13 protein-coding genes and 1 riboswitch are annotated in these 15,424 nt (G+C 72.7%); of the genes, 9 read left to right on the forward strand and 4 right to left on the reverse strand.

The annotated features are described in order from the left end of the window. Nucleotides 1-23: 23 nt before the first annotated feature. Nucleotides 24-98: riboswitch (cobalamin riboswitch) on the forward strand. Nucleotides 99-225: 127 nt separating this feature from the next. The 6 genes from ACFWSK_RS26880 (at nt 226) to ACFWSK_RS26905 (ending at nt 6,612) form a co-directional block, all read left to right on the forward strand. Further along, the gene (locus tag ACFWSK_RS26880) at nt 226-1,482 is read left to right on the forward strand and encodes a prenyltransferase/squalene oxidase repeat-containing protein (protein ID WP_383791190.1); all 1,257 of its coding nucleotides are present in this window, start codon (nt 226-228) and stop codon (nt 1,480-1,482) included. Then, nucleotides 1,479-2,174 carry an SCO2322 family protein gene (locus ACFWSK_RS26885; RefSeq protein ID WP_383791193.1) on the forward strand — a complete coding sequence of 232 codons (696 nt, stop codon included), beginning with the start codon at nt 1,479-1,481 and terminating at the stop codon, nt 2,172-2,174. Before ACFWSK_RS26880 ends, ACFWSK_RS26885 begins: the two co-directional genes overlap by 4 nt. Further along, nucleotides 2,171-3,316, forward strand: a complete 1,146-nt coding sequence (locus ACFWSK_RS26890; protein WP_383791195.1) for an energy-coupling factor transporter transmembrane protein EcfT — start codon at nt 2,171-2,173, stop codon at nt 3,314-3,316. The genes ACFWSK_RS26885 and ACFWSK_RS26890 overlap by 4 nt, the downstream gene beginning before the upstream one ends. Further along, the gene (locus ACFWSK_RS26895) at nt 3,313-5,076 is read left to right on the forward strand and encodes an ABC transporter ATP-binding protein (RefSeq protein ID WP_383791198.1); all 1,764 of its coding nucleotides are present in this window, start codon (nt 3,313-3,315) and stop codon (nt 5,074-5,076) included. The genes ACFWSK_RS26890 and ACFWSK_RS26895 overlap by 4 nt, the downstream gene beginning before the upstream one ends. Continuing rightward, a complete protein-coding gene (locus ACFWSK_RS26900) occupies nt 5,073-5,900 on the forward strand; it encodes an ECF transporter S component (protein ID WP_383791201.1) in 828 nt (275 codons plus the stop codon). Before ACFWSK_RS26895 ends, ACFWSK_RS26900 begins: the two co-directional genes overlap by 4 nt. A 274-nt stretch (nt 5,901-6,174) precedes the next feature. After that, nucleotides 6,175-6,612 (forward strand): lytic transglycosylase domain-containing protein, encoded by a 438-nt coding sequence (locus tag ACFWSK_RS26905; RefSeq protein ID WP_383791204.1) that lies wholly within the window; start codon nt 6,175-6,177, stop codon nt 6,610-6,612. A gap of 105 nt (nt 6,613-6,717) precedes the next feature. Here ACFWSK_RS26905 and ACFWSK_RS26910 read toward each other — a convergent pair whose 3' ends face one another. Beyond that, a complete protein-coding gene (locus ACFWSK_RS26910; RefSeq protein ID WP_383791206.1) occupies nt 6,718-7,281 on the reverse strand; it encodes a hypothetical protein in 564 nt (187 codons plus the stop codon). 249 nt (nt 7,282-7,530) lie between these two features. Next, a complete protein-coding gene (locus tag ACFWSK_RS26915) occupies nt 7,531-8,700 on the reverse strand; it encodes a steroid 3-ketoacyl-CoA thiolase (RefSeq protein ID WP_383791209.1) in 1,170 nt (389 codons plus the stop codon). Between the two features lie 286 nt (nt 8,701-8,986). Between ACFWSK_RS26915 and ACFWSK_RS26920 the strand changes: the two genes are divergently transcribed. Together ACFWSK_RS26920 and ACFWSK_RS26925 are read left to right on the forward strand one after the other, a co-directional pair. After that, nucleotides 8,987-10,237 (forward strand): cytochrome P450, encoded by a 1,251-nt coding sequence (locus ACFWSK_RS26920; RefSeq protein ID WP_383791212.1) that lies wholly within the window; start codon nt 8,987-8,989, stop codon nt 10,235-10,237. Nucleotides 10,238-10,305: 68 nt separating this feature from the next. Next, complete coding sequence (locus ACFWSK_RS26925) at nt 10,306-11,259, forward strand: AEC family transporter (protein ID WP_383791214.1); 954 nt, start codon at nt 10,306-10,308, stop codon at nt 11,257-11,259. Between the two features lie 117 nt (nt 11,260-11,376). On the opposite strand, the gene ACFWSK_RS26930 is transcribed toward ACFWSK_RS26925, so the two are convergent. Next, nucleotides 11,377-13,449 (reverse strand): bifunctional glycosyltransferase 87/phosphatase PAP2 family protein, encoded by a 2,073-nt coding sequence (locus tag ACFWSK_RS26930; protein ID WP_383791276.1) that lies wholly within the window; start codon nt 13,447-13,449, stop codon nt 11,377-11,379. Between the two features lie 252 nt (nt 13,450-13,701). After that, nucleotides 13,702-14,784, reverse strand: coding sequence for a serpin family protein (locus ACFWSK_RS26935; protein ID WP_383791217.1), 1,083 nt, complete (start codon nt 14,782-14,784; stop codon nt 13,702-13,704). Between the two features lie 109 nt (nt 14,785-14,893). Between ACFWSK_RS26935 and ACFWSK_RS26940 the strand changes: the two genes are divergently transcribed. Next, nucleotides 14,894-15,379 (forward strand): GNAT family N-acetyltransferase, encoded by a 486-nt coding sequence (locus tag ACFWSK_RS26940; RefSeq protein ID WP_383791220.1) that lies wholly within the window; start codon nt 14,894-14,896, stop codon nt 15,377-15,379. Nucleotides 15,380-15,424: the final 45 nt, after the last annotated feature.

The following is a 15,424-nucleotide window of genomic DNA, read 5'->3' on the forward strand; positions in this document are numbered from 1 at the left end:
GCGGGTCGTCATCATGCCCGTACAGGGGAAAGCCGGTGCGACTCCGGCACTGACCACGCAACCGTGATCCGCCTAACGGCGGTGAAGTCGGAATGCCCTGTACGCGGTCGTGACCGGCTCGCGCCACCGGAACCCCGGTGGCCGGCACCGTCGAGGTATACGGGGCCGGAGCCCGGTGCCTCAGTGCGCCTGCGCCCGGTCCCCGCAGGAGAGGCCCAGCCAGCCATGTCCGTACGCCGCAGCGCAGCCGCGCTCGCGACCACCGCCGTGCTCTGTGCCACCGCCGCTCCCGCCGCGGTCGCCGCCCCGAGCCCGTCGCCGTCCCCGACCACCGCACTGCCGCCCGGCCTGTACGGCACCTCGGACCCGACGTACGACGGTGTCTGGCGCCAGTCGCTCGCCCTGCTCGCCCAGAAGGTCGAGTACGTGACGCCGTCCACGAAGGCGGTGGACTGGCTGGCCGGCCAGCAGTGCGCGAGCGGCGCGTTCCCCTCCTACCGTGACGCCACCAAGAACTGCGACCCCAAGACGGTGGCGGACACCAACGCCACCGCCGCCGCGGTCCAGGCGCTCGTCGAGCTCGCCGTGCACCGGGAGACCGTCGACAACGGGGTCCGGTGGCTGAAGTCCGTACAGAACGAGGACGGCGGCTGGGGCTACAACCCGGGCAGCCCGAGCGACGCCAACTCCACCGCGATCGTGATCGGCGCGCTCGCCAGGGCGGGCCAGAAGCTGGGCGACATCACCACGCTCGGCGGGAAGACGCCGTACGCGGCGCTCCAGATGTTCGCCATCCCTTGCGGCGGTGCCGGGGGCGGCGCGTTCGCCTACCAGCCGGACAAGGACGGAAAGCTCGCCGCCAACGCGGACGCCACGGCGGCCGGAGTGCTCGGCGCCATGGGCAAGGGACTGGCCGCCGGCAACTCCAACGCGGTGAAGGCGCCCGTCTGCCAGAAGGGCACGGACCTCAGCCCCGAGCAGACCGCCCAGAACGGCGCGTACTACCTCGCGGACGTGCTCGGCGAGCAGCCGTACCTGAATCTGCCTCCCATGCCGGGCGCCGAGGACACCGCGCCGCAGCCCGACTTCGGCAACACCGCGGACGCGGTCGTCGCGCTCGCCGCCTCCGGCCACAAGGACAAGGCGGCCGGAGCCGTGCGGTGGCTGGAGAAGAACTCGAAGAACTGGGCCCGGCAGGGCGGCCCCGCGGCCACCGCGCAGCTGGTGCTCGCCGCGCACGCCACCGGCACCGACGCCCGTGACTTCGGCGGCGTCGACCTCGTCGCACAGCTCAACGCGACCGGCCCCGCGCCCGCCGCCACGGCCGTCCCCTCGCCGACCGTCACCGGGCAGCAGCCGGTGAAGGACAAGAGCAGCGACGACGGCGGCATGGGCGTCTGGTGGCTCGTGGGCGTCGGCCTCGCCTTCGGTGCGGGCATCGGTTTCCTGCTCAGCAGCCGCCGGAAGAACCAGCAGCTGTGACGCGAGCGGGGGGCATCGCACGGGGCCGGACCGGAGCCGCGGTCCTGCTGCTGGTCATCGGCGGCCTCCTGGCCGTGCTGGGCGCGGGGAGCGCGCAGGCGGCCGGGTACCGCTACTGGTCGTTCTGGGAGAGCGACGGGAAGAACTGGACGTACGCCACGCAGGGCCCGTCCCTGACACGGCCCGACGACGGAGCGGTCGAGGGCTTCCGCTTCTCCGTGAGCGAGGACTCCCAGGACTCCGCTCAGCCGCGCCACGCCCCGGACTTCGAGGAGATCTGCGCGGGCACGCCCGTCCAGGACGGCACGAAGCGGATCGGTGTCGTCATCGACCCCGGCACCGCGGCGGACGCCCCCGCCGGCGAGACGCCGCCCGCGCTGCGCGCCGCGTGCGCGCGGGTGGAGCCGGACGCGAGCGCGGCGGAGGCGCTGGCGTCCGTGGCGACGCCGCTGCGCTACAGCAGCGACGCGCTGCTGTGCGCGATCTCCGGCTACCCGGCGTCGGGCTGCGGGGACCAGGTCGCCGGGGATGCCGACGACACCTCCGAGCCCGCCGCCTCCGCCCCGGTCACCCGCTCCCCGGCCACCGGCGACGACGACAGCAGTGGTCCGTCGGCCGGCGTGCTCGTCGGCCTCGGTGCCGTCCTGCTGCTCGGTATCGCCGCCGTCCTCCAGGCCCGCCGACGCCGATGACCCGCTCCACCCGTGCCGCACGGCTGCACCGTGCCCTGCGCGCGCCCGAGGCCACCCGCAGCAACGCGCTGCCGGCCGGGGCGTGGTGGCTGTGGGCGCTCGGCCTGGCCACCGCCGCCTCCCGGACCTCCAACCCGCTGCTGCTCGGGCTGCTGGTCGGCGTGGCGGGTTACGTGGTGGCGGCGCGGCGCACGGACGCGCCGTGGGCCCGTTCGTACGGGGCGTTCATCAAGCTCGGGCTGTTCGTCGTCGGCGTACGGCTGATGTTCTCCGTCCTCCTCGGTTCACCGATTCCCGGCACGCACACGCTGTTCACGCTCCCCGAAGTGCCGTTGCCCGACTGGGCGCAGGGCGTGCGGATCGGCGGCCGGGTCACGGCCGAGCAGGTGGTCTTCGCCCTGTACGACGGGGCGAAACTCGCCACCCTGCTGATCTGTATCGGCGCGGCGAACTCGCTGGCCAATCCGGCGCGGCTGCTGAAGTCCCTGCCGGGCGCGCTGTACGAGGCGGGGGTCGCCGTCGTCGTGGCGATGACCTTCGCGCCGAACATGGTCGCCGATGTGGCGCGGCTGCGTACGGCCCGGCGGCTGCGGGGGCGGCCGACCGGCGGGATCAGGGCCGTCCTCCAGATCGGACTGCCGGTCCTGGAAGGTGCCCTGGAGCGGTCGGTGGCGGTGGCGGCCTCGATGGACGCGCGCGGATACGGACGGACGGCGCAGGTGCCGCCCGCCGTCCGGCACACCACGAACGTCCTCACGCTCGGCGGGCTGCTCGGGGTGTGCGCGGGCACGTACGGGCTGCTCGCCTCGCAGGGCGCCGTGTACGGGCTGCCGCTGCTGCTCGTCGGCCTGGCCGCCGCGATGACGGGGCTGCGGCTGGGCGGCCGCCGCTCGGTCCGCACCCGCTACCGGCCCGACCGGTGGGGGGCCAGGGCCTGGCTGGTGGCGGGCTCGGGTGCGGTGGTCGCCGCCGCGATGATCTGGGCGGGCGGCGCCGATCCGCAGGCCCTGCACCCCGGCGTCGTACCGCTGACCGCCCCGGTGCTGCCGCTGTGGCCCGCGGCCGCGGTCCTCATCGGTCTGCTGCCCGCGGTCGTGGCACCGCTGCCGCCCTCATCCACAGGCTTCAAGGAGCAGGCATGATCCGGTTCGACCAGGTCTCGGTACGGTACGACGGAGCGGACCGGCCCACCCTCTCCGGCCTCGACCTGACCGTCCCCGAGGGCGAGTTGGTCCTGCTCGTCGGCCCGTCCGGGGTGGGGAAGTCCACCCTGCTGGGCGCGGTGTCCGGGCTCGTACCGCACTTCACCGGCGGCACGCTGAGCGGCCGGGTCACGGTCGACGGCCGCGACACCCGTACCCACAAACCGCGTGAACTCGCCGACCTCGTCGGCACGGTGGGGCAGGACCCGCTCGCGCACTTCGTCACCGACACCGTCGAGGACGAGCTCGCGTACGGCATGGAATCGCTGGGTCTCGCCCCCGACGTGATGCGGCGGCGGGTCGAGGAGACGCTCGACCTGCTGGGTCTGGCCGAGCTGCGCGACCGGCCCATCGCCACGCTGTCGGGCGGCCAGCAGCAGCGGGTCGCGATCGGCTCGGTCCTGACCTCGCACCCGAAGGTGCTGGTCCTGGACGAACCGACGTCCGCACTGGACCCGGCGGCGGCCGAGGAGGTCCTCGCCGTGCTCCAGCGGCTCGTGCACGACCTGGGGACGACGGTCCTGATGGCGGAGCACCGCCTGGAACGGGTGGTGCAGTACGCGGACCAGGTCATCCTGCTGCCGTCGCCGGGCGCGGCCCCGGTGACCGGCACCCCGCAGGAGGTGATGGCGGTCTCCCCGGTCCACCCGCCGGTGGTGGCCCTGGGCCGCCTCGCGGGCTGGTCACCGCTGCCCCTGTCCGTACGGGACGCACGGCGCGGCGCGGGGGACCTGCGGGCGAGGCTGGCGGGCGCAGCACCGGTGCGGGGCGTGCCCGGGGATCGGCATGTCCCCCACCCCGCCCCTTCCCGTAACCGGGGGTCCGGGAGCGGAGCCCCCGGGTTCGGGGAGGGGCGGGCAGGGGAAAAGCTCACCCGCCTGTTCGGCCGCCGATCTCCCGCCGCCCCCGAGACGCCCGCCGCCCCCGAGACGCCCGCCGCCCCCGTCACACGTGTCGAGGCCCTGGGGGTACGCCGTGGACGAATAGAAGCACTACGCCGGGTCACATTCACGGTCACCCCCGGCGAGACCATCGCCCTCATGGGCCGCAACGGCGCCGGTAAATCCACCCTCCTCGCCACCCTCGTCGGCATGATCGAGCCCACGACGGGCACCGTCACGGTCGGCGGCCACACCCCGCGCAGTACCCGCCCCCGTGACCTCATCCGCCAGGTCGGCCTGGTCCCGCAGGAACCGCGCGACCTGCTGTACGCGGACACCGTCGCCGCCGAGTGCGCGGCGGCGGACGCCGACGCGGACGCGGCCCCCGGCACCTGCCGCGCCCTGGTGGCCGAGCTGCTCCCCGGCATCCACGACGGCACCCACCCCCGGGACCTCTCCGAGGGCCAGCGCCTCGCGCTCGCCCTGGCGGTCGTCCTCACCGGCCGCCCCCCGCTCCTCCTCCTGGACGAACCGACCCGGGGCCTGGACTACGCGGCCAAGGCCCGCCTGGTCGGCATCCTGCGCGGTCTCGCCGTCCAGGGACACGCCATCGTCCTGGCGACGCACGACGTGGAGCTGGCGGCGGAACTGGCCCACCGGGTGGTGATACTCGCGGACGGGGAGATCGTGGCGGACGGCCCGACGGCGGAGGTCGTCGTCTCCTCCCCCGCGTTCGCCCCGCAGACCGCGAAGATCCTGGCGCCGCAGCAGTGGCTGACCGTGTCCCAGGTACGCACCGCGCTGGAGGCCACGCCGTGAGCGGGTCCACCGGCCACCGGACCCGCCCGATCCGTCTCGGCCCCCGGGCGATCGCCGCGCTGGTCCTCATCAGCGCCATCGGGGTGGCGGCCTTCGGCTGGCCGCTGTTCGCCGGCCCGGAGTTCGGCGTCGCCCACGAGAAGGACGCGCCCTGGCTGTTCGCGGCGCTGCTGCCCCTGCTCGTCGCCGTGGTCGTGGCAACCATCTCCGACTCCGGGATGGACGCGAAGGCGGTGGCGATGCTGGGGGTCCTCGCTGCGGTCGGCGCCGCGCTGCGCCCGCTGGGAGCGGGCACGGCGGGCCTGGAGCCGATATTCTTCCTGATGGTGCTGAGCGGGCGGGTGCTGGGGCCGGGCTTCGGCTTCGTACTCGGTTCGGTGACGATGTTCGCGTCCGCGCTGCTCACCGGCGGGGTGGGGCCGTGGATGCCGTTCCAGATGCTGTCGATGGCCTGGTTCACGATGGGCGCGGGCCTGCTGCCGGGCCAGGACCGGCTGCGGGGCCGCGCGGAAGTGCTGATGCTCGCCGTGTACGGATGCGTGGCGGCGTTCGCGTACGGCACGGTGATGAACCTCTACGGCTGGACCATCGTGCCGCCCGCCGGCTCCGGCATCTCGTTCGTCCCCGGCGACCCCGTGCACGAGAACCTGGTCCGCTTCGTCGCGTACTGCCTGGCCACCTCGCTGGGCTGGGACCTGGGCCGGGCCGTACTCACCGTGGCCCTGACCTTCGCCGTGGGCCCGACCCTGCTGAAGGCACTGCGCCGGGCCACCCGCCGGGCGGCCTTCGAGGCCCAGGTCACATTCGAGGTCCCGAAGGCGTGAAGGCCCCCACAGGCCCTTGGTCCTCCACGAGCGGCCTTAGTAGCCCCTGAACCGCGCCGCCGCCCCCTGTGCGCGCCCCCGGCCCGGGACTTTGGTCCCTGTCTGCGAGGCGAGGCCGTACCCGGGGCCGTTGCGTCGGCCGACCGGCGTCGCTAACCATGGATCACGTCGCCGGACACCGCAGGCCCCGCTCGAATGGCCACGGTCGACGAGTACCGGTCCCGCACCACTCGGACCGGCCGCGACTCCCCCGTTCCCGACGTCAGGACTCTACGTGTCGTTCGCCCGTCGCATCCTCGCCCAGCCCCGCACCGCCCGCCGCAGGACCGCCGCCGCCGGCGCGACCGTGCTGCTGGGCGCCACCGGTCTGGCCCTGGCCGTCACCCCGGCGACGGCCGCCCCGGCCGCCGCCCCGACGTCCGCCGCGAGCGCGCAGGCAACGGCGAAGAAGCTGATCGACGACAACGCCCAGTACACGTGCTTCGACAAGATCGTCGACCACGAGAGCGACTGGGACGTCAACGCCTCCAACGCCTCCTCGGGCGCCTACGGCCTGGTCCAGGCCCTGCCCGGCTCGAAGATGGCCTCGGCCGGCTCCGACTGGCAGACGAACGCCAGGACCCAGATCGAGTGGGGCGTCGACTACATGGAGGACCGCTACGGCAGCCCGTGCGGCGCCTGGGACTTCTGGCAGTCCAACGGCTGGTACTGAGCCTCAGCCCTTTTACACGAAGCCCCCGACCGGAGTTGTCCGGTCGGGGGCCTTCGCCGTGCCCGCCCTCGCACGCCGCGCTCCGGACCCGGCGCGGCGCGGGGGCTACGGCGTGGGCGTGATGGTCACCTGTTTGCCGTCCGGTCCGGCCTCGGCCGTCGCGGTGTCCGGCAGGAGCAGGTTGGTGGCCGAGAGGTAGACGGTGTCGGAGGCCCGGTCGAAGTAGAGCGCTGCGAAGTCGGCGCGCACCAACCTCTCGTCGAGTGCCGCGCTGCGCACCCACCGCGCCTGCCCCGGAACGAACTCGGTGAGTCCGGCGGGAATGGAGATGCCGTCGGGCTCGGGTCCTGCCACCGCCGGCTCCATCTGCGCGGATGCCGTCAGGGCGGCCACCGAGCCCGAGCCGAGCTTCATGAGGGCGTTGACGAAGTAGTCCGTGGGGCCGGGTACCCGGCTGTCCCCGCCGGGAGTCTCCTGCTGCCAGTGCGCCGAGACGATGCGGCCGAGCTTCGGCAGGCGCCTGGTCAGCGGCCCGGTGTCCGTGCGGATCTCAGGGGCCTTGGATGCTACGGCCTTCGCGCCTGTACGGGGACCGGTGGCGCAGCCGGAGACCACGACTGCCGGCGGGAGTGCGCCCGCCCATACGAGAAAACGTCTGCGTTCCGTCACGGCTCCCCCCGCCTCGCCCGGAGCCTGCCGCTTCGTCGGGTGGCCGTTGGCCGACCGACGGCCTCCGGGCGTCCGATGACCGGAGAGGCATGACCTGGACGTTCACCGTACCGTTCGACGGAACGGTTCGGGCGAGTCTTCTGCCCCGGACCCCTGCCGCACGCACCGGCTGCCCGAACGTGCCGCCGTCCGCTCCCTGACCGGGACGGAACGGCGGCGTGTTCTCCGAGGCCCTGCCCCGTGACCGCCTCAGAGCCGCTGGATGATCGTCCCCGTCGCCAGCGCCCCGCCCGCGCACATCGTGATGAGCGCGAACTCCTTGTCGCGGCGCTCCAGTTCGTGCAGGGCCGTGGTGATGAGCCGGGCCCCGGTGGCGCCGACCGGATGACCGAGCGCGATCGCGCCGCCGTTGACGTTGACCTTCTCCAGGTCCTGGCCGAAAACCTGCGACCAGCTCAGCACCACGGACGCGAACGCCTCGTTGATCTCGACGAGGTCGATGTCCCTGAGCGACATGCCCGCCTTGCCGAGCACCGCGCGGGTCGCGTCGATCGGCCCGTCGAGGTGGAAGTGCGGGTCGGAGCCGACCAGCGATTGGGCGACGATCCGGGCGCGCGGCTTGAGTTTGAGGGCCCGCGCCATCCGCTTGGACGCCCACATGATGGCGCAGGCCCCGTCGGATATCTGCGAGGAGTTGCCCGCTGTGTGGATCGCGGTGGGCATGACCGGCTTGAGGCCGCCGAGGCCCTCCATCGTCGTGTCCCGCAGCCCCTCGTCGCGGTCGACGAGCCGCCACATGCCCTGCCCCGCGGCCTGTTCCTCCTCGGTGGTGGGCACCTGGACCGCGTACGTCTCGCGTTTGAAGCGTTCCTCGGCCCAGGCCACAGCCGCCCGCTCCTGCGAGAGCAGCCCGAGGGAGTCGACGTCCTCGCGGGTCAGGCCGCGCTTGCGGGCGATGCGTTCGGCGGCCTCGAACTGGTTGGGCAGGTCCACGTTCCACTCGTCCGGCCAGGGTTTGCCCGGGCCGTGCTTGGAGCCGCTGCCCAGCGGTACGCGCGACATCGCCTCGACGCCGCAGCTGATGCCCACGTCGATGACCCCGGCCGCGACCATGTTGGCGACCAAGTGGGATGCCTGCTGCGAGGAACCGCACTGGCAGTCCACGGTGGTGGCGGCGGTCTCGTAGGGAAGGCCCACGGTCAGCCAGGCGTTGCGGGCCGGATTCATGGACTGTTCGCCGGCGTGGGTGACCGTACCGCCGACGATCTGCTCGACGCAGTCGGCCTGGATGCCGGTGCGGCCCAGGAGTTCACGGTAGGTCTCGCCCAGCAGATAGGCGGGGTGCAGATTGGCGAGCGCGCCCCCGCGCTTGCCGATGGGGGTGCGTACGGCTTCGACGATGACGGGTTCCGCGGCCATGAGCTCGTCCTCTCCTCGCGCTTCCGCTGGGGCGTCCCGGCACCCACGGAAGGAACTAGTACGCGTTCTAGTTCTGCAAGCAGTCTTATGACGCTTACCCCCGGTACGCAAGGGTCGTGCACGCACCTTGCGCCCGCGCCGCGCACTCCGTTACGCACGGCTCGCCGTCCCGGGCAACACATCCGGCCACGACCCTTGCGACTTGTAGAACTCGTTACTACCTTTCGGGCTACTTCTGATGGGTCGTCAGACAGTTCGCTGCCAGACCTGGAGTGGAGAGGTGCCCATGCGCTGCCCCCATCTGCCCGAAGGGTTCGACTTCACCGATCCCGACCTGCTCCAAGCCCGGGTGCCCCACCCGGAGTTCACCGAGATGCGGGAGACCGCACCGGTCTGGTGGTGCGCCCAGCCCGCCGGGATCTCCGGCTTCGACGACGAGGGCTACTGGGCCGTCACCCGCCATGCGGACGTCAAGTACGTCTCCACCCATCCCGAACTCTTCTCGTCCCACACCAACACGGCGGTCATCCGCTTCAACGAGACGATCAGCCGCGACCAGATCGAGGTCCAGAAGCTGATCATGCTGAACATGGACCCGCCCGAGCACACCCGGGTCCGCCAGATCGTCCAGCGCGGCTTCACCCCGCGCGCGATCCGGTCCCTGGAGCAGGCCCTGCACAGCCGCGCCCGCTCGATCGCCGAGACCGCCCTCGCCGCCGCGGACGAGGACGGCTCCTTCGACTTCGTGACCAACATCGCCGTCGAACTCCCCCTCCAGGCCATCGCCGAGCTCATCGGCGTGCCCCAGGAGGACCGGTCCAAGATCTTCGACTGGTCCAACAAGATGGCCGCGTACGACGATCCCGAGTACGCGATCACCGAGGAGGTCGGCACCGAGGCGGCCATGGAGATCGTCTCGTACGCGATGAACCTGGCGGCGGCGCGCAAGGAGTGCCCGGCCAGGGACATCGTGTCCCAGCTGGTCGCGGCGGAGGGCGAAGGGAACCTCTCCGGCGACGAGTTCGGCTTCTTCGTCATCCTGCTGGCGGTCGCAGGCAACGAGACCACCCGTAACGCCATCAGCCACGGGATGCACGCCTTCCTCACCCACCCCGAGCAGTGGGAGCTGTACAAGCGCGAACGGCCGGCGACCACCGCCGAGGAGATCGTCCGCTGGGCGACACCCGTGGTCTCCTTCCAGCGCACCGCGACACAGGACCTCCAGCTCGGCGGGCAGCGGATCAAGAAGGGGGACCGGGTCGGGCTGTTCTACTCCTCCGCCAACAACGACCCCGAGGTCTTCGACCACCCGGAGAAGTTCGACATCTCCCGCGACCCGAACCCGCACCTCGGATTCGGCGGCGGCGGCCCGCACTTCTGCCTCGGCAAGTCCCTCGCCGTGATGGAGATCAACCTGATCTTCAACGCCATCGCGGATGTGCTGCCCGGCCTGCGTCTGGTGGACGAGCCCCGGCGGCTGCGCTCGGCCTGGCTCAACGGCATCAAGCAGTTGCAGGTCAGTACCGTCACCGGCTGACCTGCACCCGTGGGTCCCGGTCCGGCCCGCTGCGGGGAGGGCCGGGCCGTCCGGGGATCATGAAGGCCATGCATGCCCTGCTCTCCGCTTTCACGCCCATCTGGGTGCTCACCGCCGCCGGTTACGCGGTCGGGCGCGGCGGCCTCCTCGGGGAGCAGGCGGAGGCCGTGCTCGGCCGGTTCGTCTTCCATGTGGCCATGCCCGCCGCCCTGTTCATGATGGTGTCCGAGGCCCGCCTGAGCTCCTTCGCGAACCAGTCGGTGATCGCGTTCGGCGCGGGCACGGTGGCCGTCTGCGCGCTGGGCTTCCTGGCGGCCGGGCGGTTCTTCGGCCGCAAGACCGCCGACCGGGCGATCACCGGCATGGCGTCCGGTTACGTGAACTCCGCGAACCTCGGCATCCCGGTGGCCGTGCAGGTGCTGGGCGACGCCTCGTTCGTCGCGCAGATCATCCTGTTCCAGGTGCTGCTGGTCTCCCCGGTGATCCTGACCCTGCTGGACACGGGGACGGACCGGGGCCGCGTCCACTGGCGGCCCGTCCTGCGCCGCATGCTGACCATGCCGGTCCGCAACCCGGTCATCATGGCCTCGATGCTCGGCGTGCTCGTCGCGGCGACGGACCTGCGGGTGCCGTCCGCGCTCGGCCGCTCCTGCGACCTGCTGGGCGCAGCCGCCGTACCCACCGCCCTGATCACCCTGGGTCTGTCCCTGCACGGCCGCCGGGACGGGGCGGAGGCCACCGAGGCGCCGGCGAGCCGGGGGGAGGTCGCCGTGGCGGTCGCGCTCAAGAACCTCGTACAGCCGCTGGCCGGCTTCGGTGTCGCGCTGCTGCTGGGCCTGCCGGAGCAGCAGGTGCTCGCCGTGGTGCTGTGTTCCGCGCTGCCGACCGCCCAGAACGCGTTTCTCTACGCCCGCCAGTACGGCCTGGACACCGCCCTCGCCCGTAACTCCGTGGTGGCCTCCACGGTGGTGTCGATGGCCACCCTTTCCCTCGCCGCCTGGGCCCTGGGGCCGCCGGGCTGATTCCCCCGAGTGGCGTAGTGGACCGTACGGGCGGATGCTGGTGACGCGGCGATCCATGCCGAAGGGGTGCCGGGGCGGTGAGGACCGCCCCGGCACCCCTTCGGCCGGTCCGGGCGGCTACGGCTTTCCGCCGACCTTCTCGGCCGTGCGGCCGGGGCCGGGCGTCTCACCCGGTCCGGACGCCCCGGACGGCGCCGGGGACGGTTCCGGCGCAGGGACCGGCTCGGACGACGGCACGGACTCCGGCGAAGGTACGGGTTGCAGCGAAGGCACGGGTTCCAGCGAAGGCACCACGTCCTGCGAGGACGCCTGCCGAAGTGCGCGCGGTCCCGACAGGACGTACGTCAGCCCGAAGCCCAGACCGACCACCACCGCCCCGCCTGCGGCGTCGAGCACCCAGTGGTTGCCGGTGGCGACGATCGCGCAGACCGTGAACAGCGGATGCAGCAGGCCGAGCGCCTTCATCCACAGCTTCGGCGCGAGCATCACGATGACCACACCGCACCACAGCGACCAGCCGAAGTGCAGCGACGGCATCGCCGCGTACTGGTTGGTCATCGACGTCAGCGTCCCGTAGTCCGGCTTCGCGAAGTCCTGCACGCCGTGGACGGTGTCGATGAATCCGAGGCCCGGCATCAGACGGGGCGGGGCCAGCGGGTAGAGCCAGAAGCCGACGAGCGCGAGGAGCGTGGCGAAACCGATGGAGCTGCGGACCCAGCGGTAGTCGGCGGGCCGTCGCACGTACAGCACGCCGAGGATCGCCAGCGGCACAAGGAAGTGGAACGTCGAGTAGTAGTAGTCGAAGAACTCGCGCAGCCAGTTGATCTCCACGACCGCGTGGTTGGCCCAGTGTTCGATGTCGATGTGCAGCCACTGCTCGATGGAGTGGATCTGACGGCCGTGTTCCTCGGCGGTGGGCCGCCCGGCCGTCGCCAGCAGCCGGACCTTCGCGTACGCGGAGTAGACGACGCGGATGAGCAGGAGTTCCAGCAGCAGATTGGGGCGGGTGAGCACCCTGCGCCAGAAGGGCAGAAGCGGCACCCGTCTCCAGCGAGCCGCGACGGGCTTGGCGTAGTCCGTGGGAACGGGCCGCTGCCAGTACGGCGAGGAGCGCGGCAGGAACGGCGCGACGCAGGCCGCGCCGAGCGCCGCGATCAGCAGGACGTTGTCCCGTACGGGGATGACGGCGCCGATGTTCGGCAGCAGCATCTTTCCGGGCAGCGTGAGCACCAGCAGCACGACGGCCGGCCAGACCAGCCGGTCGGAGGCCCGCTTGCCGACGCGGCCGACGACGGCGAGGAGCACCCACAGCACCTGGTGCTGCCAGGCCGTCGGCGAGACGGCGACGACGACGCAGCCGGTCACCGCGACCGCGAGGAGGAGCTGGCCGTCCTGCGCGTACCGCACGGCGCGCCGCAGTCCGAGGAAGCAGACGGCGGCGGCCACGGCGAGGAACACCACGATCTCGGCGGGACCTTCGAGGCCGAGCCGGAGCAGCGCGCCGTGCAGGGACTGGTTGGCCAGGCTGTCCGGCCGGTCGCCGAGGCCGGCGCCCGCCACATGGTGCAGCCAGTACGTCCAGGAGTCGTGCGGCATCGCGGCCCAGGCCAGCGCGGTGCAGCCGGCGAAGGCGGCGCCCGAAGTCGCCGCGGCCCGGCGCCGGCCGGTCAGCCAGAGGAGCGCGGCGAAGAGCAGCACGGCCGGCTGGAGAGCGGCGGCGAGGCCGATCAGCACGCCCGAGGTGCGTTCACCCCGGGCCACGAACCAGCCGAGGAGCACCAGCAGGACCGGCAGGATGCTCGTCTGGCCGAGGTGCAGCGCGTTGCGGACGGGCAGCGACAGCATGAGCAGGGTGATGGCGACGGGGGCCGCGAGGAGCATCGTGCGCCTGCTCACCGGGGCGGGCAGGGCACGTGCCGCCACGATGCCGAGTGCGGCGACGAGCAGCAGTGATCCGAAGGTCCACACGACGCCGAACGTCTGCTCGGCCGAGGCCGGCAGGGGTTTCAGGACGAGCCCCGCGAACGGTGTTCCGGTGAAGCGCCCGGTGTCGTACAGGGACCCCGTCACCTGGAGGACCCCGTCCGGGCCGATCCAGGTCTCCAGGTCCGTGAGGCGTTCCCCGGGCGGCTGCCGCAGCAGCGCCGCCATCTGTCGTACGGCGAGTGCCGCCACGACCAGCCAGAGCACCACCCGGGTCGCCCCGGCCCCCGTCCCCGAGCCCGTCGTGTTCCCCCGCACGCTCTGCTCCGCATTTGCCACCCGCGCCGACCCTCCCACCGTTCCGTGCACGGTCCCCTCGACGCGGGGCTGTGCGGATGAAGCCTCTCATTGCCTCATGAGCTGGACACAATCAACCTCCCGGACACCTTCGGCCCGCGCCACCCCCCTGAGGATGAGCCGGGCAGAGGGTGCGCGGCGGCGCCCGGCGCCGCCCCGGCGTCAGCCCTCGTGGACCGGCGTGTCCGCCTGCCAGCCGGCGAACAGCGGGACGTCCGAGACCCCGTCCAGGACGACGACGCCGAACGGGCGGCCGAAGGCGATGTGCCGCACCTGTCCCGGGCTGGACGCCGCCCCCGCCCGCGTCGGCACGACCGTGACCGCCGCGGCTTCCACACCCTTCTCGGCGATCTTCACGACGGCCTCCTGGACCACGGTGGAGAGGGCGAGCGGTACGGGTGAGATACCGCTGAAGTCGGCGGCGCCGGAGGTCGCGATCCGTACGCCGAGTGCGGGCAGCTGCTCGGCGACCTGCACCGTCGTACGCAGGGTGAACCGGGGAATCCCGACGCTGACCGCGCCGGCCTCCAGGGGTGCACCGGACGCCCGGGGCGCCCATGCCGACGGCAGTACGCGCGCGGCCCCGGCGCCGGGCTCCCCGAGGACGAACCGGACCCGCGCCGGAGCCCCGCCGCCCGGGCCGGTACGGCAGCGCAGCTCGACGACGCAGGCGCCGTCGGCCGTCCAGACGTCCTGCGGCGCCACCGGCCTCCGCATGGTCGCCACCGGGCGGCTCGTCCCCGCCGCGTCGGTGAACGGGAGATCCCGGGTGGAGCGCCCGTCGAACGGCGTCTCCCAGTGCGCCCTGAGTGCCGTTACGTTGACGAGCGCGAGCAGGGTCGCGTCGGTGATCCGCAGGGGCAGTCGCTCGACGAGGCCGCCGGTCGCCCCGCGCACCCAGGCGTCGGCCTCCGCCGGGTCCATCGCTCCGACCGGGATGTCCGGCAACGCCTCCCGGTACGCGGGCAGGACGGGCACCCTGGTCCACACCCGGGTGGCCACCGCCAGTGCGTCGGTACGGGCCAGGTCGCGCGCGGCGGCCGTCACGGCCGGGGCCGCCTCCCGGTCCGCCACCCCGAGCAGTGCACGCAGTTCGGCGGCCGTCTCCTCGCGCGCCCCGCTCGCCACGGCCGCCAGGGCCAGCCAGAGGCCGGCGGGCGAGCACACGAAACCGCCCTCGTCCGCGTCTGTCAGCTCCCGTATCCACTGCTCGCCCAGACGCTGGATCGACGCGATCCGTTCCATCCGCCCCGTCCCCTCCACCACAGCCCCCCCTGAAAGCCTCGCCGCCCAAAGCCTCGCGAGCAAGGTAAAGGCTTCGCGATCCGATCATGCGGAAGTCAGAATGCACCACATGACGTGGACCGTGGCCCCAGAACGTTTCGACTCCCCCGATGCGGCTCTGCTGCGGCGTGACTACTACGACGAGGTCGCCAGCCGCTACTGGGGGCGGCCCGCGACCGACCAGGAGATCGAGGAGGGGCTCACCGACGACGGCGCGGAGCGGCTTGTTCCGCCGACCGGGGCGTTCGTCGTGGGCCGCTTCGGACACCGGCCGGCGAGCTGCGCCGGGCTGCTCCTGGTCGACGCCGAGCCGCGCGTCGCGGAGCTGACCCGGGTCTTCGTACGCCCCGGCTTCCGCGCCACGGGCGGCGGCGGACTGCTGCTCGCCGCGATCGAGAGCGCGGCACGGGATTCCGGGGTGCGGCGGATCAGGCTCGACACCCGTAGCGACCTGGTCGAGGCGCGCGGGCTCTACGCCAAGCACGGTTACCGGGAGGTCCCGGCTTTCCACCACCGCAATCAGTACGCGGAACACTGGTTCGCCAAGGAGCTGTGAGGCGGGTCCGCCCGAAGGCGCTCCGGGGCTCCTGGCCCCGGCCGG

Source organism: Streptomyces sp. NPDC058620 (assembly GCF_042717135.1).
GTDB lineage: Bacteria > Actinomycetota > Actinomycetes > Streptomycetales > Streptomycetaceae > Streptomyces.